Annotated in this window: 23 protein-coding genes and 2 pseudogenes; 17 read left to right on the top strand and 8 right to left on the bottom strand. The window is 37.6% G+C overall.

Annotated elements, in window-relative coordinates:
• Positions 1-42: 42 nt before the first annotated feature.
• The 4 genes from L659_RS0101315 (at position 43) to L659_RS0101295 (ending at position 3,633) form a co-directional block, all read left to right on the top strand.
• Positions 43-1,017 carry a transposase gene (locus L659_RS0101315; protein WP_024589310.1) on the top strand — a complete coding sequence of 325 codons (975 nt, stop codon included), beginning with the start codon at positions 43-45 and terminating at the stop codon, positions 1,015-1,017.
• A gap of 459 nt (positions 1,018-1,476) precedes the next feature.
• Positions 1,477-2,490, top strand: a complete 1,014-nt coding sequence (locus L659_RS0101305) for a GTP pyrophosphokinase (RefSeq protein WP_196812457.1) — start codon at positions 1,477-1,479, stop codon at positions 2,488-2,490.
• 35 nt (positions 2,491-2,525) lie between these two features.
• Positions 2,526-3,098 carry a hypothetical protein gene (locus L659_RS0101300; protein WP_024589326.1) on the top strand — a complete coding sequence of 191 codons (573 nt, stop codon included), beginning with the start codon at positions 2,526-2,528 and terminating at the stop codon, positions 3,096-3,098.
• Positions 3,099-3,207: 109 nt separating this feature from the next.
• The gene (locus L659_RS0101295) at positions 3,208-3,633 is read left to right on the top strand and encodes a retropepsin-like aspartic protease (protein ID WP_024589325.1); all 426 of its coding nucleotides are present in this window, start codon (positions 3,208-3,210) and stop codon (positions 3,631-3,633) included.
• 121 nt (positions 3,634-3,754) lie between these two features.
• Here the strand turns inward: L659_RS0101295 and L659_RS0101290 are convergent, their stop codons facing one another.
• Entirely contained in the window at positions 3,755-4,789 is a 1,035-nt protein-coding gene (locus L659_RS0101290; protein WP_024589324.1) for a methionine synthase, read from the bottom strand.
• A 78-nt stretch (positions 4,790-4,867) separates the two neighbouring features.
• Complete coding sequence (locus L659_RS0101285; RefSeq protein WP_024589323.1) at positions 4,868-5,845, bottom strand: DUF1852 domain-containing protein; 978 nt, start codon at positions 5,843-5,845, stop codon at positions 4,868-4,870.
• Between the two features lie 614 nt (positions 5,846-6,459).
• Between L659_RS0101285 and L659_RS0101280 the strand changes: the two genes are divergently transcribed.
• From L659_RS0101280 to L659_RS0101250, 7 genes are all read left to right on the top strand, one after another.
• Positions 6,460-7,209, top strand: a complete 750-nt coding sequence (locus L659_RS0101280; RefSeq protein ID WP_024589322.1) for a spermidine synthase — start codon at positions 6,460-6,462, stop codon at positions 7,207-7,209.
• A gap of 135 nt (positions 7,210-7,344) precedes the next feature.
• Entirely contained in the window at positions 7,345-8,358 is a 1,014-nt protein-coding gene (locus tag L659_RS0101275; protein ID WP_024589321.1) for a DUF5924 family protein, read from the top strand.
• Between the two features lie 72 nt (positions 8,359-8,430).
• The gene (locus L659_RS0101270) at positions 8,431-8,667 is read left to right on the top strand and encodes a hypothetical protein (RefSeq protein ID WP_024589320.1); all 237 of its coding nucleotides are present in this window, start codon (positions 8,431-8,433) and stop codon (positions 8,665-8,667) included.
• A gap of 410 nt (positions 8,668-9,077) precedes the next feature.
• Positions 9,078-9,881: a hypothetical protein gene (locus L659_RS0101265; RefSeq protein WP_024589319.1), complete on the top strand. Its 804-nt coding sequence runs from the start codon at positions 9,078-9,080 to the stop codon at positions 9,879-9,881.
• Between the two features lie 143 nt (positions 9,882-10,024).
• Positions 10,025-10,684, top strand: a complete 660-nt coding sequence (locus L659_RS0101260) for an NADPH-dependent FMN reductase (protein ID WP_024589318.1) — start codon at positions 10,025-10,027, stop codon at positions 10,682-10,684.
• Positions 10,685-10,951: 267 nt separating this feature from the next.
• Positions 10,952-11,401: a hypothetical protein gene (locus L659_RS0101255; protein ID WP_024589317.1), complete on the top strand. Its 450-nt coding sequence runs from the start codon at positions 10,952-10,954 to the stop codon at positions 11,399-11,401.
• Positions 11,402-11,600: 199 nt separating this feature from the next.
• Positions 11,601-13,418, top strand: a complete 1,818-nt coding sequence (locus L659_RS0101250; protein WP_024589316.1) for a protein kinase domain-containing protein — start codon at positions 11,601-11,603, stop codon at positions 13,416-13,418.
• Between the two features lie 112 nt (positions 13,419-13,530).
• On the opposite strand, the pseudogene L659_RS01000000122845 reads toward L659_RS0101250, so the two are convergent.
• Both L659_RS01000000122845 and L659_RS01000000122840 read right to left on the bottom strand, forming a co-directional pair.
• Positions 13,531-14,054: pseudogene (locus tag L659_RS01000000122845) on the bottom strand (hypothetical protein).
• A 13-nt stretch (positions 14,055-14,067) separates the two neighbouring features.
• Positions 14,068-15,075: pseudogene (locus L659_RS01000000122840) on the bottom strand (YHYH protein).
• 206 nt (positions 15,076-15,281) lie between these two features.
• Here L659_RS01000000122840 and L659_RS0101235 point away from each other — a divergent pair.
• Positions 15,282-15,713, top strand: coding sequence for a DUF3859 domain-containing protein (locus L659_RS0101235; protein WP_024589315.1), 432 nt, complete (start codon positions 15,282-15,284; stop codon positions 15,711-15,713).
• 102 nt (positions 15,714-15,815) lie between these two features.
• On the opposite strand, the gene L659_RS0101230 is transcribed toward L659_RS0101235, so the two are convergent.
• The 3 genes from L659_RS0101230 to acuR all read right to left on the bottom strand — a co-directional run bounded on the left by L659_RS0101230 (position 15,816) and on the right by acuR (position 17,982).
• Entirely contained in the window at positions 15,816-16,232 is a 417-nt protein-coding gene (locus tag L659_RS0101230) for a VF530 family DNA-binding protein (RefSeq protein ID WP_007582761.1), read from the bottom strand.
• Positions 16,233-16,304: 72 nt separating this feature from the next.
• On the bottom strand, positions 16,305-17,297 hold the full coding sequence (acuI, locus tag L659_RS0101225) for an acrylyl-CoA reductase (NADPH) (RefSeq protein WP_024589314.1): 993 nt from the start codon (positions 17,295-17,297) through the stop codon (positions 16,305-16,307).
• Between the two features lie 49 nt (positions 17,298-17,346).
• Positions 17,347-17,982, bottom strand: coding sequence for an acrylate utilization transcriptional regulator AcuR (gene acuR, locus L659_RS0101220; RefSeq protein ID WP_024589313.1), 636 nt, complete (start codon positions 17,980-17,982; stop codon positions 17,347-17,349).
• Between the two features lie 409 nt (positions 17,983-18,391).
• On the opposite strand from acuR, the gene rmf reads away from it, so the two are divergent.
• Entirely contained in the window at positions 18,392-18,562 is a 171-nt protein-coding gene (gene rmf, locus L659_RS0101215; RefSeq protein ID WP_002960897.1) for a ribosome modulation factor, read from the top strand.
• Between the two features lie 67 nt (positions 18,563-18,629).
• Here the strand turns inward: rmf and fabA are convergent, their stop codons facing one another.
• Positions 18,630-19,145, bottom strand: a complete 516-nt coding sequence (fabA, locus tag L659_RS0101210) for a bifunctional 3-hydroxydecanoyl-ACP dehydratase/trans-2-decenoyl-ACP isomerase (RefSeq protein WP_002960896.1) — start codon at positions 19,143-19,145, stop codon at positions 18,630-18,632.
• A 203-nt stretch (positions 19,146-19,348) separates the two neighbouring features.
• Between fabA and L659_RS0101205 the strand changes: the two genes are divergently transcribed.
• From L659_RS0101205 to L659_RS0101190, 4 genes are all read left to right on the top strand, one after another.
• Positions 19,349-20,206, top strand: a complete 858-nt coding sequence (locus L659_RS0101205) for a 6-carboxytetrahydropterin synthase (protein WP_024589312.1) — start codon at positions 19,349-19,351, stop codon at positions 20,204-20,206.
• Entirely contained in the window at positions 20,199-21,017 is an 819-nt protein-coding gene (locus L659_RS0101200) for a M23 family metallopeptidase (protein WP_024589311.1), read from the top strand. Before L659_RS0101205 ends, L659_RS0101200 begins: the two co-directional genes overlap by 8 nt.
• Positions 21,018-21,022: 5 nt before the next feature.
• A complete protein-coding gene (locus tag L659_RS0101195; RefSeq protein WP_010552809.1) occupies positions 21,023-21,454 on the top strand; it encodes an acyl-CoA thioesterase in 432 nt (143 codons plus the stop codon).
• Positions 21,455-21,817: 363 nt separating this feature from the next.
• A partial coding sequence (locus L659_RS0101190) for an IS30 family transposase (RefSeq protein ID WP_024589301.1) occupies positions 21,818-22,261 on the top strand: 444 nt, incomplete at its 3' end.

Genomic DNA, 22,261 nt, shown 5'->3' with positions numbered 1-22,261 from the left:
AGGACTACGTTTATTTAGTGTAAAAAATAAGCAGGGTGTCTTATGGCTATCGCAAGAAAGCGTCAAGTAAGTTTGGTTGATACAAAATACTATCACTGTATTTCACGCTGTGTTCGTCGTGCATTTTTATGTGGAGAAGACCGCTTTACTGGTCAATCTTACGAGCATCGACGAGGGTGGGTTGAAGATAAGCTGCTTGAATTAGCAAAGGTATTTTGTATTGATGTATGTGCTTATGCCGTAATGAGTAATCACACCCATTTGGTACTATATGTAGATGATAAGAAAGCAAACAGGCTGAATGATAAAGCGATTGTTATTCGCTGGCATAAACTCTGTAAAGGCACATTGTTAACGCAAAAATATGTACAAGGTGAAAAGCTAAGTAAAGTTGAACTCATCTTTTTCAACCAAACGGTTAAACAATACCGCGAACGCCTAGCAAGTATTAGCTGGTTTATGCGGTTGTTAAATGAAGACATTGCGCGCAGAGCAAATAAAGAAGATAACTGCACAGGACGATTCTGGGAGGGTAGATTCAAATCGCAAGCATTACTAGATGAAGCAGCCCTTGCGGCCTGCATGGCCTATGTCGATTTAAATCCCATTAGGGCTAAAATGGCTAACACACCAGAAGAGTCAGACCATACCAGTGTACAAAAGCGCTTAACATGCGCGACAGAAGGTAAACAGCCTAAACAGTTACTACGTTTTGCAGGTATGCCACGTCAGATTATGCCTAAAGGACTGCCGTTTGAGCTTAAATCGTACCTTGAACTTGTTGAGTTAACAGGGCGAATAATACGAGAGGATAAACGCGGGTATATTGATTACATGAACCTACCTTTGTTAGAAAGGCTTAATATCTCCCCAGAGAACTGGCTAAAACTTACTACGCAATTTACGCGCGTATTCCATGGAGCAGTCGGCAGGCCCACTTCACAAGCAAGTTACTGTGAAAATTTAAAGCGTAAACGGCGATCAAATATTAGCAACTGCGAAAAGCTACTCGCATAATACTTAAGCTACTCAGTAAAACCATTCAGTAAACATTATAACTGCAATTATGTAGTTATTATCATGCGTGTAATTCAGGTTTTAACGTGCTAATGACTTATTTAATGGATGAAATAAAAGTAACCCAATATTAAAAGATAAATTCTCAACCTAAAAGTGAATAGCCAGATTAAAAATAGAGTGGCTGTCTTGTTTAGTTTTTTGTTTAAAAGTGAATAGCCAGATTAAAAATAGAGTGGCTGTCTTGTTTAGTTTTTTTTTCCTCAGGTTTGTACCTCTATGTTCTTCAATATAGGCGACTTCATTGAATTCTTTATGTGTATCAAGACCGATAAAAAGTATGCTATGTTTATTCATGTTAGCCTCTGCTGTTTAGTTAATTGACAAACTAATTATAGCTCTGGCTTTGAATTAAGCTAACCCACGAAAAGCGGAGGTTAACACCGTGTGGGAGTCATTATGTCTATATTTTTTGGAGTTACAGTGTCATCATTTCTAGAATCATACAAAGAGTTAAAACCTCAATTTGAAAGACTTGAGGAGAATGTTTGTACCTGTTTAAAGCAAGTTTTTTGTGATGGAAACATTCCAATATTTGATGTTGAATCTAGAGTAAAAGATGATGCCTCAGTGAAAACAAAGATATCAAGCAAAGGATATAAAAACCCACTTGAAGAAATCGATGACTTTTGTGGTGTTCGTGTAATTTGCTATTACCAAGAAGATATTGAAAAAATTTGTGCAATTATTCAAAGTGAATTCGACGTAATAAAAGAAGAAAACAAACAAGAAGAATTGAGTGATAATCAATTTGGGTATACTTCTTTTCATTATGTGATAAGACTAAAGCCAGAATGGCTTGGACATCCAAGTGCAAGAGGGCTGGATGGATTTAGGGCTGAAATCCAAATAAGAACTATGTTAATGCATACATGGGCAGCTATTAGCCACAAACTTTTGTATAAAATAGAAGAAGATATACCTTCATCCTTTAAACGAAAGTTAAATAGGTTAAGCGCATTAATTGAGCTTGCAGACGAACAATTCAATCAAATAAAAAATGAAAAGGCAGAATACAATGAAAGTCTAATATCACCTGATTCAAGCTTTGACTCTTCAGGTGAGTTAAATTCTGATAGTTTAATGGCTGTAAAATCGTATTATTTCAACGATAGAAATGTTAACGATAGTGATATTCCTATTTTATTAGACGAAATTAGAAAATGTGAGTTAAGTCTTTTTCAATTAGTTTCCAATATAAAGAGGTGTATAGATTTTCTTCCTCAAATGGAAAAAGAAGAAGCAGCAGATTCGGGTCATGATGATTTACCAATGTGGGGTTTCAGTGGCGTGATAAGAACTGTCCTAGATATCAGTTGTAAAGACTATTTTGAAAGTCGATTAGACTCACTTCCAGTTGAAGTTATTGAATCAAGAGATAAGTACCGACCTATATACGAATCAAAAATATAACAAGCCAACTAAGCTGGACTATAGCTAGGGAAAGTATGCAGAAAATTTTAGTTTTAGCGGTTTTTTTAGTTTCTGGTTTTGTGAAAGCAGAATCTGATCCTTGTGAGTCAACCCAATACCCAGTTAAATGGGAATCTGAATTAGTGCATCCCGAATCTTATGAGCTTCCAGCCATTTTCTACAAAACTAATTATTCAAAGGTAATTTTACCTGTATCAAAAGCGATAGACTTTGTTAAAAATAATATGGCAAACCATAAGGCATATTTAAAAGACGCTAAAGCTTACATACTTGAAAGCTTATCTAAATTGCCAAAAAACAAACTTATAGACCACTCAAACCTCTTAATTGCAACAGATGGCTTGCAAGGACGAGAGTTGAGTAAAGCCATTCATGTTATGGCTGGATATCAAGGGCTATTCGAGGGATTACTATTAAAAAATGAGGCGTCAGTTAGTATTAATGGTAATTGGGTAAATTCATCAAGCGTTACTTACATGGTAGGCAATGATCCTGCTCCCTTGGATGACTTGAGTTTTGTTCATAAGTTAATTGTTTCTAATTCAAACCAAGTAGTGTTTGAAAAATGTTGGCTAGATAGAAAATAGCCATATAACAAAACGCGCTGAAGTGGGCGACTAGTAAAATTTGGCTATTAATTGTGGGTAGCTGAAAATAGTAAGTAAGATTTTAAAAACTTTATAACAAGGAACGTATATGAATTTATTTGAGAACAAAACTGTAATTGAGTTTGAAATATCAGAAACAGGCCACCAAATTGTTGAAGCTAAAATTAACGGTAAATTGTTACGTTTTATTTTAGATACTGGCGCTGGGACATCTGTTTTAGACAGGGGATGCCTAAGTGAGTTAGGCATTGAAGAAATACTCAATATTGAGAATGCGGCAGGCTTAGGCACTTCTGATCACGCAATGGGGGATATAGAAGTTCATTCAATTGAGTTTGGAAATGCCTTGTTTGAAAGTCCTGACTTTGTGTCACTTAATCTTGACCATGTTCAGGTCGCGGGTGGTGAAAAGGGAGTACATGGCTTGTTAGGCTCTCCCTTTTTTACCCAATACCAAGCAGTTATCGATTTTTCAAAAAATAGGTTAGAGCTTTTTAATAAAAAAATTAAATAACTAACCTAAACTTTGTTCTTTAGTCGGTTTTAACTAGCACATCATGCCATGTTTATGGGTTTAACCGTGGCATGGTGCGACAGCTGTTATTGTTTACAATTTGTATTTCAAAGCTACTTTTCTAGTTCTTTTCTAATAACTCTTTTCTTATAATTTCAGCCCCAGCGCTCAAGGCATTTAGTTTACCTCTGGCTATATGGTGAGGTAGTGGAGCCATGCCGCAGTTTGTACACGGGTAGAGTTTGTCGGCATCTACAAATTGCAGTGCTTTACGTAGCGTATTAGCTACTTCTTTTGGCGTTTCGATAGTATGATTTGCTACATCAATTGCGCCTACCATTACTTTTTTACCACGAATGAGTTCTAGTAAATCCATTGGTACATGCGAGTTATGGCACTCTAGTGAGATAATATCGATATTAGATTGCTGAAGCTTAGGGAATGCTTCTTCGTACTGTCGCCATTCGCTTCCTAGTGTTTTTTTCCAATCTGTATTTGCTTTAATGCCGTAGCCATAGCAAATATGCACGGCGGTTTCGCATTTAAGACCTTCAATTGCGCGCTCTAAACAGGCAATTCCCCAGTCGTTCACTTCATCAAAAAATACGTTAAACGCGGGCTCATCAAATTGGATGATATCAACGCCGGCGGCTTCTAATTCTTTTGCTTCTTGATTGAGAATTATGGCAAATTCCCACGCTAGCTTTTCGCGGCTTTTATAATGATCGTCGTAAAGCGTGTCAATCATTGTCATTGGGCCTGGCAATGCCCATTTAATAGGTTGTTTGGTTTGCTTGCGTAAAAATTTAGCGTCTTCAACAAACACAGACTTTTGACGGCTAACAGGGCCCACAACGCTGGGTACACTCGCGTCGTATCGGTCACGAATTTTTACTGTTTTACGTTTTTCAAAGTCAACGCCATTTAGGTGCTCTATAAATGTAGTTACAAAATGCTGCCTTGTTTGCTCGCCATCGCTAACAATATCAATGCCTGCTTGTTGCTGGTCAAATAATGACAAACGTAGGGCGTCGTGTTTTCCTTGGGTTAATTCATCACCTTGTAATTTCCAAGGTGACCAAAGTGTTTCTGGCTCTGCAAGCCATAAAGGCTTAGGTAAACTGCCAGCGATAGATGTAGGTAGTAATTTTTTCATAATAAATAATGCCGTATATTTTAGTTAATTATTAAACGTATCGTTAAGCGCGTTATAACTGGTTGTTACTATTAGTTGTTATGACAGATAGCTAGTAGAGAATTGCTCAAGAACTCTTTGGTACGGCTTGATAAAATGCTCTTGTGCAAACTTGCCTTGCTCATTCGCTAACTTGCCGCGCTCTTCTCGGTCATACACAATTTGCGTTAGTGAGTGATCCAAGTTTTTTAAGTTTGGTTTATATGATTTACCCGCTGTTGCGTTGGCATTATAAATCTCTGGTCTGTAGATTTTTTGAAACGTTTCCATCGTACTAATAGTGCTTATAAGCTCAAGATTGCTGTAATCATTAAGTAAATCACCAAAGAAAAACAATGCCAAAGGCGCGGCACTATTTGGCGGCATAAAGTAACGTACCTGCAAGCCCATTTTTTTGAAGTATTGCTCAGTTAAAGACGATTCATTTGGCTCGTATTCAACGCCAAGTACCGGGTGTTGGTTTTCAGTGCGGTTGTAGGTTTTGTTATCTGACACACTTAGGCATATAACCGGTGGTTTTTTAAAGTTTTGTTTGTATGTATCCGAATTTACGAATGACTGAAATAGCTTGCCATGTAAAACCCCAAAGTCATTAGGAATACTAAATTGAGGCTTGCCTTTGTTATGCTCTTGTAGGAGTACGCTAAAGTCGTAGTCGCGCACATACGATGAAAAGTTGTTTCCTACAATGCCTTCAATGCGCTTATTAGTTTTATGGTCAACAATATTTGTTTTTAATATTTCGATAGAGGGGAAGCTTTCGCCGCCATCTTCAATACCTATCTCAACAGAGACAATTTCAAGCTCAACAGCATAACGCTCACCTTTGGTGTTATCCCAGTGGGCTAGGGCATTAAAACGGTTGTTAATCATGTTTAAGGCGTTACGCAAGTTTGCTTTGCGGTATTCACCTCTGGCTAAATTAGCAAAGTTGGTTGTGATACGCGTATTAGTTGATGGATGATAATTTTCATCGAGTGAAACGCTCTTTATATTAAATGTAAAATCTTTTTTCATCGTGTTTATATCCAATTTTATAATTTAAACCTGATTGATGCTCTGCGCTTTATTAGCCTTGCAACTTACTTAGCTGGTTTTGTTATTTAGCAGCTTTAAGTTGTTAGCAATAGTGTTTAGCGCTAAGGGATGAGTAATTTATACGTTGATTGGTATATGAAGAAAAACGGTTTAATTTCACATAAAACATGAGTCATATTCATTAATCATTATTGTTAAATTCGATTACGTAGTAATTGACGATAAAAAGGCATAAATCGATAAAAATAAAAGATAGATGTTTAGCCGTTTAGACTTCTTTGGTGGTGGCGTGCACTTTATTCATGTTGAACATGAGGAATATTCAAAGGGGTTTTTTTATAGCTATAACAGTACATTAGCCAAATTTTTAGTATGTTAAGTCGCTGTTTATAATAAATGTCGTCACGGGTAAGTTCCATCTAGCTATATAAGTAGATACCTTAGCTAATCTAATCTCAAAAGATAAACCGACTTTTCTAAGTACGTATATAAATGCTTGTAAATTAATAAAAGGCTATAAACCATATTAATGGCAATGCCAGTGCGTTAAGTAAGTTATACTCGTTTTTCATCACCTCACCTATTGAGTATTCGTGGATATCAAAGGCACTTGTATTGCATCAACTATTGATGAGCATGGCCCTGTTTATGTATATCAAACAAAAAAAAATCTTATTCTCAGCTTTGACGGAAAAATTTATCAAAGCTGTATTAAATTAAATAATATAAACGGGTTAAGCTTAGCTTATACGCAAGCTATGATGGCTGCGCTTTTTTTTATTCCACACTTAAAAACCGCGATGATAATGGGGCTTGGGGCGGGCTCTATAGCAAAAAGTCTTTATCATGCGTTTCCTGCACTGACCATACATACCGTTGAATACCGTAAAGCCGTGGCTGATATGGCTATAAAATATTTTGAACTGCCTGTGTCAGAACGTTTGTTTATTCATATTGATGATGCGGCAAACTACATGAAAAAAACGCAGATAAAAACGGATGTTATTTTTTCTGATTTATATAGCTCAGATGGGATGGAATCAGATCAGGTGCAATCATCCTACTTACGCGATTGTAAAAATGCGCTCACTTTTGATGGTGTTTTAGTACTTAATATTTGCCATACCAAAGTTGGGCAGAGGGAAGCGTTTGATCAACTTCTTGAGAAAGAATTTGCAGGAAAGATTCTTAGTTTTATTATTGAAGGCGGTAATAAAATTGTGTTCGCTTTTAACAATAAAATGCCTGCACTTAGTGAAGATGAATTACTTGCTAAAGCTCACGTGTTACAAAAATTAATAAACGTACCAATGACGCGCTATGCCGGGCTTTTATTTAATTAAAATGGTTAGTTTGATTTACTGGTAAATGACGCGTTTGAATCCATCCATCTATCTGTTGTTCATTTAAACTTGGTTAAACTAATCATACTCTGAATAAAAATAATAAAGCACGTACCCGTACGGAAACACTCATACATGGATTACTGTAAAAATATAATCGCTAAATTTATAAGCGCGATGCAAAAGCGACCTGGATTGTTGGCTGTGTTGGCATTTTTGTCGGGCGTTGCTAGCTTTGCACTTGTAGATAGAAAAGAGTCTTTTTCGCAAGTTATTGCGATATTTTTGCTTATTAGTTGGTTGTGGCTAATTATTGATAATTGGTTACGTGACAAAGTAGAAGAAAAGTTTGGTGTGGTTGTATCTCCTAATGTAATGCGTTTTGCTCTGCAAATGGTGCAGCAAGAAAGCTTATTTTTTGCTTTACCGTTTTTTTTAGCGGTTACGCAGTGGGACCATCCTCAAGCATTTTTTACCTCCCTTATTGTGTTATGTGCGGTTATATCGGTTATAGACCCCTTTTATTACAAAAAACTTGCTAGAAATCGCACGTTATTTAGTGTGTTTCATAACTTTGCTTTATTCGTTGTTTTGCTTGTTACTTTACCTATTTTGTTGAACCTTACAACGAGCCAAAGCTTAGCCGCAGCCCTTGTAACGGCTGTAGTGGTTACTCTTCCGAGTTTAAACAATTTAATGCCTAATGCTCGCTGGTGGCGTTTTCCTATTCTTGTATTGATTTTATGTGCTTTAAGCACAGCAGTGTGGCAATTAAGAAGCTATGTGCCTCCTGCTGCGCTGCGCTTAACTGATATTACGTTAGCTCATGAAGTTGATTTACAGCATAAAAAGCCAGTAGGGAGTATTAAACACTTAGATTCTTATACGCTGCACCATCAAGGTTTATATAGTTGGACTGCTGTTAAAGCACCAAGAGGCTTAAACGAAAAAATATTTCATGTGTGGCTTCATAATAAAAAAGAAGTTGATCGGATCACGTTAAATATAAACGGCGGGAGAGAGCTAGGTTATAGAGCGTGGACACACAAAGTAAACTTTCCTAAAGACTCTGTTGGTAAGTGGCAAGTAAAAGTAGTTACCGAATCAGGTCAGTTAATAGGTTTAACGAAATTTACTGTTACACCTTAATTAACTTAGTCGGCTGTATTTTAAACACATAGCTGATATAGTTTTTGCATTCCAAACTAATGGACATAGTTTATGAGTATTGCTTTTGAGATTTTTATTTGGCTAATTGTTGAAACTGGTTTGAGTTTTTTATTTTACTCGACCGGTTGGCTGCTATTAAAAGTGGTAACGTTGGGGCAGTATAAAAGCGAGTTTAAGGATTTTGCATCTTATAAAGCGAGTAAAGCTAGAAGAGTCGACTTAATCTTCTTACTCGGTTTTTGTTTTTATGTTGCACTCATTGCCGTTATGGCTTATTTAAGTCACTAAACTGGCTAACAAATTAGGTTAATAATTTTAAGAATAATAAGCAGCTTAATGAATTATTGCTGCTTATAGTTTTCCCCTTTACCGCACTTTTTCTACACTACCTATTTAATAAATTACCTACCAATATATGAAGAACGCCTCACCCTGAGTACCATTATCCTATATTAACTATTTATTAGGCCGTTATTAGTTAGCAATTAGCTATCAACTAACTCTTAGCTTAAATTTATATGCCTGCTTTAGCTTATCTGTTGAATGTTGAGCTAATTACAACTTATGGGTAATACTTAGTAAATGCTTCAAATCTAATAAATAAAACAATAAATATGCATCCATTTATTGCGCTAACACGTTTTATAACAATACTATGCGCCACTTTTTACCGTTTATGATGGTTATGGAGTTAATAAATGACTCACTATTTAAAATATGTATTTGTTATTACGACTCTAGCGGGAGTAAATACAGCTTACGGACAAGCAAAAACACAAGAGCACTATCAAGAGCTTGAAGTGGGTGTAGGCGGAAATATTAAGCATACCAATACTGACGTAAATTATAAAAATAAAGAGTTTGATTTACATATTCACCCATTATGGGAGAGCCGATATGTAACCGAAGGTCGAGATAACCTTGCTGGTAATGGTATTGCATCAATTGCTACTGAGTTTAATTATAAAAACTTTGCGGTGATCCCTTGGGCGGCAAAAGGTATTAGTAGTGATTATTCAGAGCTTAATTTAAATGCTATTTATACCGCTCACTTATCTGAGCGGATAGAGATGTATGTAGGTTATAACTATATTAAAGCTTGTGAAGAAGGCATTGATGCTCACGATAATGAGCTAAGCCTCGACTTTGCGTATTTTTATGCAGACGATATTCAGTTGTTAAGTAGTGTTTATCATTCATTTGATGCCAGCGGTACATTTTTGGAGTTGGCAGTAAAAAAAGATTTTTATATTAATGATTTATTATCAGTAGATATTCAATCAGGCGTGGGGTTTAACGCGGGGTATGTTAGTGATGGGCACAACGGAGTAAACAACGTTAAGTTTACTGCAAACTTGTCGTATCAGCTTTTTAATCAGTTAGCCTTATACACATATACAAGCTATAGCATTGCAGTTAATAAAGATGAAAAACGCTTTGCAGGTGACGAGACACTTCGAAATATATTTTGGGGTGGTGTGGGGCTAAGTTATCAATACTAGGGCGTGTTTGCTTTTCGAGGGTGAGTTTACAGCTTTTAAATTATTCGTATGTTTTGAATCAATAAACAATGCGTATGTGTAATACACAATAACTAAAAAATGTTAGTGTTTAGCTATCGTTTAAACACAGTTGAGAATTACATATGAAGTTTTTAGTATTTTTAGGCACCGTACGCGATAGCACTCCACCAAAACCAGCTCGCTTAGGCTTAAGGGTTTCTAGGGCTTGTATAGAATGCTTAACGGAGCATTTTGGCGATCATGAGTTTGAGCTAATTGATACGTTGGATTTTCCTAGCGAAAACGTATTTAAACCACACTTTGCATACGCTAAAAGTAATGCACCTACAGAGCTCACTCTTTTAGCTGATAAAATTAAAGCCGCAGATGGATATATAATGATTAGTCCTGAGTACAATCACAGCATGAGTCCAGCCCTCGCTGACTTACTTAATCATTTTGGTAGCTCACTATTTTCGTATAAACCAAGTGCAATAGTAACTTACTCAGCAGGACAGTGGGGTGGTGTAAGAGCGGCCATTTGTATGCGTACTTTTTTATCTGAACTTGGCTGTTTGCCGGTATCGGCTATGATCCACGTGCCAAAAGCGCAAGATGTGTTTAGTGAGGATGGCAAACCTGTTGCAGGAGAGAGTCAATCATCGTGGTTTAATTATTTCTCACGCACGTTTGGCCAACTAATATGGTGGGCGCAGGCTGCTAAAGAGCATACCGAGGTGGTTGACCCGCAAAGTTTGCTAAAAAGCTTTAAAACAGATCCTTCTCAGCGCAATGCGCCTTAATACCCGCTAACTAATTGTTTGGATTGATTATAGAAACATAGCTGCATATAGTGGTATCATTAACGCTACATATTTTTAATAATGCATAATACCAATTCGCAATAATAGTTAATCAATTTAAGGGATTAAATCGCTAACGGCATTAAAAGTTTCTGATATAGAACAACTCAATAACGAAATTTTTACTTTGTTATCAACACGGTTTTCTTGTCTCAAAATAGATCACTTAATTATGCGAATTGGTGTAAGAAACAAGGAAATTGAGTCTTGAAATATCTAGCCTTACTAAGTGTGCTAACGCTTAGTGCATGTAGTTCTGTTCCCCATAGAATTGAAATGAGCCAAAGTACGGCTGCAAATATGAACCTTATCGCTTTAACTGAGCAAAGTGCACCAAAGGGTGTTGCTGGCACTTACCAGTTTCATATTAAAGCGGCGGGAGCTCAGGGTAATTGGTTGTATTTAAATACCGAAACTGATTATCGCGACAGGCGTTCTATTACGGTATCAATACAACCTAATGTGGTAGCCGAGCTTCAGAGTAAATACGGGCAACCAGCAGACACCTTTTTTATTGATAAAACAATAGAAGTAACAGGCGAAGCTAAACGAGTAACTATCGATTTTATGAGCCGTGGTAGAGTCACTAATAAATATTATTATCAAACGCACATAGCTGTGTCATCACTTAAGCAGCTTCGTGTTATTGAAAGTTAGCAAAAAGCAATGCACTGTATTTATATACAGTGCATTGTAAAAAGCTTGCTTTGAGCTTTAACGTTTACACTTAAATTTACTGCTATGGCGCTACTTTAGCGCTGTTTTATTCAACGATTTCAAAACTCTTATTTAACCTATTGTAATCTCATTACATAAAACTAATAATTGGTTAGTTTTATAAGTTTGAGTACCTGTATTGAAAGCCAAAGAAATCCGCAATTTTTATATCAACGAAGAGCAATCTGTTTATTTGCTTTCGCACCACGATGCTAAAAAACACCGCCAGTGGCTTAATATTTGTATTAAGCAGTTAACACTGCTGGGCTACAAAAACGTTGAAATGATTGGCTCGGGTGCTTTTGGTTTTGTATTTGCAGGTGATGACGATAACGGCTTACCTTGGGTATTTAAGTTTTCGCGTATTACGCTTGCCCAAAGTGTACGTGACCGCCTAGAAGACGAAGCGTATATGCTTTCGCAAATTGATAACCCCTTAGTGCCTACCTTTTATGCATTTGAGCGAATTAAAAAACAAGGGATTTTAATGATGGCTCGCGCCATTGGAGAGGACCTTGAAAAAGTATCGCTTAAAACAGGGCGCTTTAGTGCCGCGCAAATAATGGCGCTAGCTGTTAGGTTACGTAATGTATTAATTGATTTACGCAGCCACAAAAATGGCGTTAGCCCACAACCTATAGTGCATGGCGATATAAAACCTTCAAACCTTGTTTGGGATGCAAACACTGATGCGCTGTCGTTAGTGGATTGGGGCAGCTCTGTGTATGCACAGCTCGATAGTGATGGTAACCCTGTTGCGAGTAACTTTATGGATTTAATGTCGGGCGATTTAAGTACAACTAATGCGCGTATGGGCGATGTGTACTTTATTGGTGAAGCACAAATGTCGGGGGAGCAATCATCCCCACGATTTGATGAACAAGGTGTAGCCGCTACGTTGTATGCGCTAGCGTCGGCGCAGTCGTGTCGCTTTGGTGCACAAGCCATCCCTGCAAGCAGCTTAGGGCTCCCAAAAGAACTGGCTAAAGTGATTGATGGTATGCTCTCTAAAAGTAAGGCACAACGTGATGGTGCCGGTGATTACTTTATGCGTAATATTACAACTATGGCTAAAGCGTATTTACCTGAGCTTGATAAAAAACAAAAAAAAGCAGACATTCCTTTTTGGTATGGCAAGGCCGAGCAACCCGACACGGTTGTATATAGTTCACGAAAACAGTTTTTACGCCAGGCCGATCATAATCAGCAATTACTTGATATAAACGATGCTCAACTTGACCGTTATTATAAAGAGTTTTTGTTTGATACCGGCGATACCGAAAAAGCATTTTTAGCATCAATAAGCCGATTAGCTAAGTACCCTGTTGTTGGTGGGCTTAGTTTTCATTGGAAGGATGAGTCGATGTTTGTTGAATCGTCTTTAATTATGCATGACGAATCATTGGGTGATGCCTTTAGTGATGCGATTAATAACACGGTGATGCTTGCGCAAGCGATTAATCAAAAAGGGTTATTTAAGTGTTGTTTGTTTGATGCCCGTAAAACCATTCAATTAGAGCGAGATGGCACGGGTGCATTTAAGTTTGATAGCCTACCAGAGCTTGAATACGAAGTTGTAAGCATGAAGGCAAACGACATAACCCGCCCGCATTCATACTTTGAAGACGGTAAAGACCCTGATGAGCAACTACAGCTACCTAAAAAAGTTATTAAGTGCGTATTTGAGCTTAACCAAATTCACCATACAGGGTGTATTATTTTTGAAGCACTGCCGGACAGAATGAAGATTCACCATTACTACCGCTTACTCGATTCGAGTAAAGAGGTTGAGTTTAAACGTTTGCTAAATAAACTAATGCAATACGCGGTAAATATTACGGACGTTGGTGTTGCGGGCTTTATGAAACTCCCATATAAAAACACCCGTGAGTTTAGTTTATGTGAGCAGCAAGAAGAGCATTACTTTCCTAAAAATCCTAAGCTTGTACCTTTATAGAAAAAGCACTTAAATAAAGAGTACTGAATGAAAAGACAAAGATAAAAAAGAGCACAAGTTTGTTTAACTTGTACTCTTTGCTACTTAATTATTAGGTAAGTATTACTAATTATTAAAACACCTTACTAAAGGGCGACGTTGGTGTTAGCTCAAATTGATGAGTAAGTTTTTGCGTTTTATTAGTCGCTGTTATTTGATAATGCTGCTTGTGCTCATTGTTACTAAATAGCTTAACGCTAAAGTTAACTTTGGTTAATTTACTGGGCAAAGAGTAGCGACCAGTAATGGTTACTTGGTCTATATTGTCGCTTTTATGTGTATGCGACGCTTCTGGGTTTAGCAAAAGTCCGTCAATAGTAAATTTATACTGATGATCTGCTAAATAAACGTTCTTTTTAACTCGCTTACTTATTTTTTTTTATGAGCATTGAACTCAACTATTGATACTTTGCCATCCTTGTTTTCATCAACCCCTTTAAAAGCCGACATAGGGATTGAAAGCACAATAAACACGTTATTATCAACAAAATTCAGCGTACCGTGCTCTGCAACCATTAAATGTGCGTTTGCTAAATTTGGCATAATCAACAAACCCAAAGTAGTCATACTCAGTAGACCTCTTTTTGTATAAGGCATAACTTACTCCTAACTAAACTTCGCCTTTAACGCAGCGTTGAAAAAATGGGTAAGTGTCTGTTGCGTAGTAGTGGTATATCCCATCAGGAAACTCAGGCGTTACACCAACGCGGCCATTACATTCATCTAAATCACCAGAGCCTGCTACGTATTCCCAATCTTGTGCAAATGTACCTAACGGGTATATATCGGTAGAAGGGCGGTTTGCACTTTCGGTTGTTACCTGTTGATAGCTACCGGTCATTGCGGTTAGGGCTGAAGTTGCATCACTTGAGTCTGAATAGCCGTAACGTGCATATATAGGAAAGCCATCTGCTGCCCAGCCTATTAGAGTCATAGTGGTGCTATTGCCACCTCGCATTGCTACAAAGCCTTCTGGCATACCATGATAGTGATATGTGCCATCGGGTTGTACATGTGCATTGTTGTCGTCTGTTCCAAAACTAAACGTGTCTTGGCTTAGGGCTTCTATATTCCAGTTGCCGCTGTTGTCGCCTAAATCGCAATCGGTGCCAGAATCATCACAACTTCCGCCTGTACCAGCGTCTATTTTAATGCCATTAAGTACAACGCCTATCATTCCACGAGGACCACCAAGCATGGTTGCTTGTGTTGTTTCTATAGGCTCAAGTGTGTAGCTTTCATTTACTGATTGTTCAGAAATAGTATTTGGGTTATCAGCATTAGGGAATGTGCCTACTTCGTGATCGGGTATGCCATTAGCTACTAAGTCGCGTGTAGTTCCTGTGCATGACCAATCTGCTGCGCTGGTGGCTTGTACTGACTCTGATTCGTTATATTCACTGTAGCTATATTCACAAAGTACACTTTGGGTTGAACTGCTGGTACCTGTGCCATTATCTGTGGTGGTTTGTGATGAGCTTTCTGTAGTTGCTGAGCTATCAGCTATGCCTTCTCCACCTCCACATGCAACTTACGATGAAACAATTAAAGCAAGAGAAGTGAGCTTTAAAGCATTTATCCTATTTCGATTTTTATTATTAAGTGCGTATTGTTTCATTGCTGCCTACCTGATCAATTAAGTTACTCAAACAATAATCAGCAATTGTGCAAATAGTGTGTAAACAATGATGACAAATTAGCAATTATGTAAATAGGCGGAGTATTAAAGCTAAGTTGAGATTTAACTTTATGAGAATGTGTTTTATTTTAAAATTTCAAAAAGTTAAACTAATGCCAAAATAGCTAATATAAAAGGCTACCTAAATGGCTAAAATAAAACCTGTAGTAACGCTTCAAAGCCACGGCATTTACTCAAAGTGGGATAGTGAAAGTAAAACGTTGCCGCAAATAGAGCAATTTACAACAAATGTAATAGCTGAGGTAGATATTGAGTTTGGCTTAATCGTAAATATTAAAAAAGGTAAAGGCGAAAAGCTTCATTACTGTATTTACCATCCTGATATTCCAGGTAGTAACGGTGATGTAATGGACCCTTTTGAAGGCGATGTATACGTTAAAAACAGTAATTGGAACTTTTATTTAGGCGATACGCTTTGGTTGCCAATAGAAAATAAATTGGGTGATTGGCGTATGACGATTGAACTAAATGGAAAAATCATTGCTGATAAAACTTTTAATGTGGCATTAGAGGCAGAGCGCACCGAAACAGATTTTTGGAAAAACCGAGGATATTAATTGTTATTTATTGGCTATGTAACACGGAAATAATTGAAGTTAATGAGAAAATAGTCGAAGAGCTATTTATAAACAGCTCTTCAACCTTAAATTAGTAAGTTTTTAGTTACCCCAAGGGTTACTAGAATTAGAACGCTGTTTACGATCGCGAGCACGTTGCTTAGATTCTTTTTTCTCTACAATACGTTTAGCATCAACAAAACTAAGTTCACACGGCTCACCCGGTTTATGATCAGCTGGGATCACACGATCTCGTGGTGGTAATTCGTATTGAACATCATCAGGCTTAGGTAAGTTTTTAAGGCGGTAAAGGTAAAAGTTATCTACTTTTTCTTGTGCCCATTGTGTTTTACGTAAAAATTTAACCGCAGACTTAACATCAGGATTATTTTTAAAGCAGTTAAGTTGTAAATAAGCGTGTAGGAGTTCCCACCCGTATTGTTCAACCAGCTCTTCAACCACTTGTTCTAATTTTACGCCTTGCAGTGGGTTATTACTGAAAAGTTCTTGGTTGCTCATAGGTGTTGCCTCGTTATTAAAATACAAATTGCATTATAAATTTAATAACGAGGCTTTAACAGAGTAAATATCTTAACTTTGGCAATTAACTACAACACGACCACGAATTTTACCTTCCATAAGTTGCTCTGCGTTATCAATTACGTGTTCGAGTGATATTTCTGTCGAAATTTTATCTAAATAATCAGCGCTTACTAATTTAGCTAAACGATCCCATGCTTCGATTCTGTCGGCTTTAGTGCGCATTACGCTATCAATCCCCATTAACGATATGCCACGTAATATGAATGGCGCAACAGACCCTGGTAAATCCATACCTTGTGCAAGTCCACAGGCGGTTACTACACCTCCATATTTTAATGATGCACATATATTTGCCAGTGTATGGCTACCTACAGAGTCTATTGCCCCTGCAAAGCGCTCTTTTTGCAGAGGCTTGCCTGGGTTTGATAGCTCATTTCTGTCAATTACGTGTTTAGCGCCTAACTCTATTAAGTACTCACTTTGATCTAATCGGCCCGTTGCTGCTGTTACATTAAACCCAAGTTGATTTAATAAATAAATAGCAAAGCTGCCTACGCCACCATTAGCACCAGTTACAAGTATCTCGCCAGATTCAGGCGTAATACCTTGTTTTTGAAGTGCTATAACACTTAGCATGGCGGTATAACCCGCAGTGCCTATTTGCATTGCTTGTTTTGGTGAAATACCTGCAGGCAAGGGGATTAGCCAATCGCTATTAAGTGCCGCTTTTTGAGCAAGTCCGCCCCAATGTTTTTCGCCTACACCAAAGCCATTTAATATTACGTTATCGCCGTTTTTAAATTCATCGCTGGTGGAATTTGTAACCGTACCCACTAAATCAATACCTGGCACCATAGGAAAACTACGTACAACGGGGCCTTTACCCGTAATAGCTAAACCATCTTTATAGTTAAGTGTGCTGTATAGCACGTCGATAGATACGTTTTCGTTTGGTAAATCACTATGTTCGATAGTTGATAATGAAGCGCTATAGTTATTATCTTCTTTATTAATAACAATGGCTTTAATTGGGTTACTCATGGGATATCCTTTTAGACCGATCGTCTTTTAATTGGTAAATAAAAACACATTAGGTTAATAATGCGCGTAAAAACATTTCTGTATACAAAGTAAGTGGAGTATTTGATTTTGTGAGCTTGGCGCGCATAACAGCACCTTCCCAACCTATCCAAAAGTACTCACTCATCAATTTTGTATTTACATGGCTTGCAATAGTGCCTTGTTGCTTAGCTTGGTTTAAGCAAACCTCTACATGGTTTTGCCAAGCGGTGTAGCTTTGCATTAATCTGGTTTTAAACTCTTCACTTAAATGGTTAAGCTCTTGATTTAAGTTACCGACTAAACAGCCACGTTTGTAATCGTATTTTTTCATCCCTTTAATTGCGCTTTGGGTAAAATTAACGATTCGCTCAAGTGGGGGAACATCTTCTTGCTGTAGGTAATGGGTAAGCTTGGCAATAAAATAACTGTCGTATGCATCAACTAACGCAATACCGTAGGCTTCTTTACTTTTAAAGTAATGATAAAAAGAGCCTTTAGGTACAGCTGCTTTTTTTAAAATAGTATCGAGCCCCGTGGCGCTAAAGCCAAACTCAGTTAATGTTTCTAGGCCCGTGCGAATAAGTAACGCTTTTGTATCGGCGTTTTCTCTGGCTATTTTAGGTGGGCGACCACGGCGTATTGGTGTTGATGTATTTTTGTTCATGAACTTATATTAGACCGATCGACTTTAAATAATCAAGTATAAATTTAAATTGTTTAAAAATAGTTCAAATTTAGGGGCGGGCTACTAATTTAAAATTAATGAAATAAAAGTGTCACGATTACATTTTTGTTTGGAACTTAGTCAATATTAGTCGGTCACAATTAAAGCACATAAGTGCTTTTTAGCGATTATTAAATCGCCAATTTGTTTTTACGAACCGGTCAAATTAAATGTTGTATGACCACTTACTTTTTTAAATGTTAATTCATTTTTGCATCAGCAGCTTAGTTAAAGTCAAACAATTTAATTGCTTTTACAATTTGAATTTTACATTTTTATTAACTATTCATTAAATGTAGATTTCACTAATGCTACACAATATATAAATAAAAAGGTGAGGATATTACCGATGAAGAGACAGAAAAGAGATCGTTTAGAAAGAGCTCATTCTCAAGGTTTTAAAGCAGGTTTAGCAGGTCGCTCAAAAGAGCTATGCCCTTATCAACAAGTAGATCCAAAATCAGAGTGGTTAGGAGGTTGGCGTGAAGCGATTGAAAACCGCAACATGTACAAAACCTAAAATCAATAATCGAATTTAAGCAAAAAGGCCTCCACATTGGAGGCCTTTTTGTTTGTGCGTTTAAAAATTAAAATGCACTAGTGTCTTGGAACAAGCCCACTTTTAAATCTTTTGCTTCGTAGATTACTCGGCCATCTACTTCTACTGTGCCATCGGCAACGCCCATAAACAATTTACGTTTAATTACGCGTTTCATTACAAGACGGTAAGTTACTTTTTTATTAGTTGGTAAAATTTGGCCAGTAAATTTAACTTCACCCACACCTAGCGCACGGCCAAGACCAGGGCCACCAGACCAACCTAAGTAAAAACCAACTAGTTGCCACATAGCATCTAAGCCTAAACAACCTGGCATTACTGGGTCGCCTTTAAAATGACAATCGAAAAACCAAAGGCTAGGGTCAATATCAAGCTCAGCAACAATTTCGCCTTTCCCATGAATACCACCATCAGCAGTAATAGAGGTAATGCGATCCATCATTAACATGTTGTCACTTGGTAAACGGCAGTTACCTTCACCAAACATTTCACCTTGACCACACAGGATCAACTCTTCTTTTGTATAGCTATTTTTAGGTTCCATAACACTTATCTTCGCTTAGAAATTGCCAAGTACTTTAGCGTACACTTGTACGCTAAACAACTCGGAGCAGTTAAAAAATCAAAATATTGCATATTAAATAATCAATCAATCAACGCGATTGGTTTTTGCACTATAAAACCGCGCAATTACAATCAGAAATCATTATAATTAACGCTGTCTTATAACCAGTCTAAAGGAAGTTTATGATCCTTTTTGTTAACTCACTAACTGTGATTGATTTTTCTTACTTATGTAACAAACGCGGCGCCGTTGGCGAGAGCTGGATTGTTGATTTAACTTTGCACGGTAAACTTAACGAAGAGTCTATGGTTTTAGACTTTGGTTTAGTTAAAAAGCAAATTAAAGGCATTATAGATGAGTGTATTGATCACCGTTTAGCAATTCCTACAGGGCTTAATGGCACTGTATCTGAATTTGACGAGCATAAAACACTCGATTGCACATTTGGTGAAAATAATCACTTAGCTATGAGTGCTCCTCATCAAGCTTATTGCATGATTAACGCAGACGAAGTAACGGTTGAATCGGTTACTGAATTTTTAATTGCGACTATTTTACCGAAGCTACCAGATAACATTGAAAAAATTGAGCTGTCACTTAAGCCTGAGCGTAGCCAAAGCTTTTACTATCATTACAGCCATGGCCTTAAAAAGCATGACGGTAATTGCCAACGTATTATTCATGGGCATCGTTCTCAAATTGGTATTAGCCTAGATGGCATCTCTATGCCGCGCTTGCAAAAAGAATGGTCTCAAAAGTGGGAAGATATTTACTTAGCCACCAGCGAAGATCAAATTAACGCACCTGATTTAAAACACATAACAGCCAAAGCGGGTGATGTATGTTTTGCTTACACGTCGGCACAAGGCTATTTTGAAATGGCGATTAGCGAATCCCGTTGCGACATTTTACCAGTAGACACCACTGTAGAATGTATTGCTGAACATGTAGCTGGCCAAATTAAAGCCCAATATCCAGAAAGAGCAGTGAAAGTGACTGCTTATGAAGGTGTTGGAAAAGGATCGATTAGCTATGTTTAAAACACTTTTAGCAACAGCGCTTGTTGCCTCTGCTAGCTTTAGTGCTATGGCGCTTGAGTTAAAAGGGCATTTAACACAAGGCGGTTTAGTTACTGGAAAGCTAGAAAACGCTAAATCAGTAAGCTTAGATGGTAAAAGCTTAAAACTTTCGCCAAATGGTGACTTTGTATTTGGTTTTGGGCGTGACGCTGAAACTACTCATACTTTAAAATGGGTAGATAACACAGGTAAATCTCATTCTCAGCCGCTAGCCATAACTAAGCGTGAATATGAAATTGATAAAATAACCGGCGTGGCTAAGAAGTATGTTTCACCGGCAAAAGAAGTCAGTGCACGTATAAGCCGCGAAGCAGTTGCTGTGCGTAAAGCGAGAGAAGTTGACTCTGATTTACTGTACTTTTTAGACCCTGTGTTAAAGCCTGCAGAAGGGCGTATATCGGGTGTTTATGGTAGTCAGCGTTATTTTAATGGCGAGCCTCGTCGTCCGCACTTTGGCTTAGACATCGCTAATAAAACAGGTTCTCCTGTTTACGCGCCAATTAGTGGTACCGTGGTGTTTTCTGAACCTGATTTATACTACTCAGGCGGTACATTAATTATTGATCATGGCCATGGTATTACCTCAACTTACATTCATTTAAGTAAGCTTGATGTAAAAGTAGGTGACAAAATTAAGCAAGGTAACAAAGTGGCTGAAATTGGTGCAACAGGGCGTGTAACAGGTCCTCACCTAGATTGGCGTTTTAACTGGAAAGGCGAACGCCTTGATCCTGCATTACTAATACAAGATACATTAGCAAACAAAAAGTAGAGATTATGACTGACGTAAATCGCGATGCAATAATTGCTCAGCGTATTGAAGACTCAACCACATCGGTAACTAAAACTGTGTTTCCAGGGCGTACCAATCATCACAATACTTTATTTGGTGGTGATGCACTGGCGTGGATGGATGAAGTGGCATTTATAGCTGCTACTCGTTTTTGTCGTAAACCTTTGGTTACCATATCCTCTGATAGAGTCGATTTTAAAGAAGCGATACCAGCTGGTACTTTTGCAGAATTAATAGCTAAAGTAGTGCATGTAGGTAACACCAGCTTAAAAGTTGATGTAGATATACTATTAGAAACTATGCACAGAGATGATAAGCACTCTGCTATTAGTGGTAGCTTTACGTTTGTTGCAGTCGATGATAATCACAGACCGACACCGGTTGTATGCGATAAAATGATTTATGGTTTTGAGTAATTTAAAGCTTTAAATACACGGTAAAATAAAATTATCTAAGCACCTTAATTGGTGCTTATATAAAAAACCATAAAGAACACATCATACTAAATCTCTAGTAGGTATAATCTCAACAGCGCAATTAATATTTAATCATAAAGTAATCAAAATAGGGAGGTGTCAATTGATAGGGAGGTGTCAATTGATAGGGAGGTGTCAATTGATAGGGAGGTGTCAATTGATAGGGCTGAGGATTGTTAAAACCAAAAAGGCATGCTTTAAACATACCTAGATTCAAATTGTAAGTGCATAACTTGTTTTGGCTAGATTAAGTGGTCAGTTGCTCATAAGCTAACTGCTTTTTCTCCGGCAAGAGATTTTACAATGAGACATTACAAACAACTGACCTATGCGCAAAGATGCCAGATCGCCGTTCTAAAGAAAAGCGGTTTTACGCAACAAAGTATTGCTGAGCTAACTAATTTATCGCAATCTACGATTTCAAGAGAGCTTTCTAGAAATACAGGTAAGCGAGGTTACAGACACAAACAAGCTCATGAGCGGGCTTTGTTTCGCCGAAGAAGTGTAAGAAAACCGCTTAAGATGACACCTGAAATGATAGCTTTAATTACCCAGAAGCTTAATGAGAAGTGGAGTCCTGAACAAATAACGGGATGGTTACGCAAAGAAAGTGAACGGTCTGTCAGCCATGAATGCATTTATCTGTATATCTGGGAAGATAAAAAAGCAGGTGGTGAGTTATACCTACATCTGCGCCGACACGGTAAGAAATATCACAAGCGCAGTCATGGTAAAACAAACCGAGGG

Source organism: Pseudoalteromonas sp. S8-8 (genome assembly GCF_000497875.1).
In the GTDB taxonomy this organism is placed as follows: Bacteria; Pseudomonadota; Gammaproteobacteria; order Enterobacterales; family Alteromonadaceae; genus Pseudoalteromonas; species Pseudoalteromonas arctica.
This window is presented reverse-complemented; position numbering and strand designations above follow the sequence as displayed.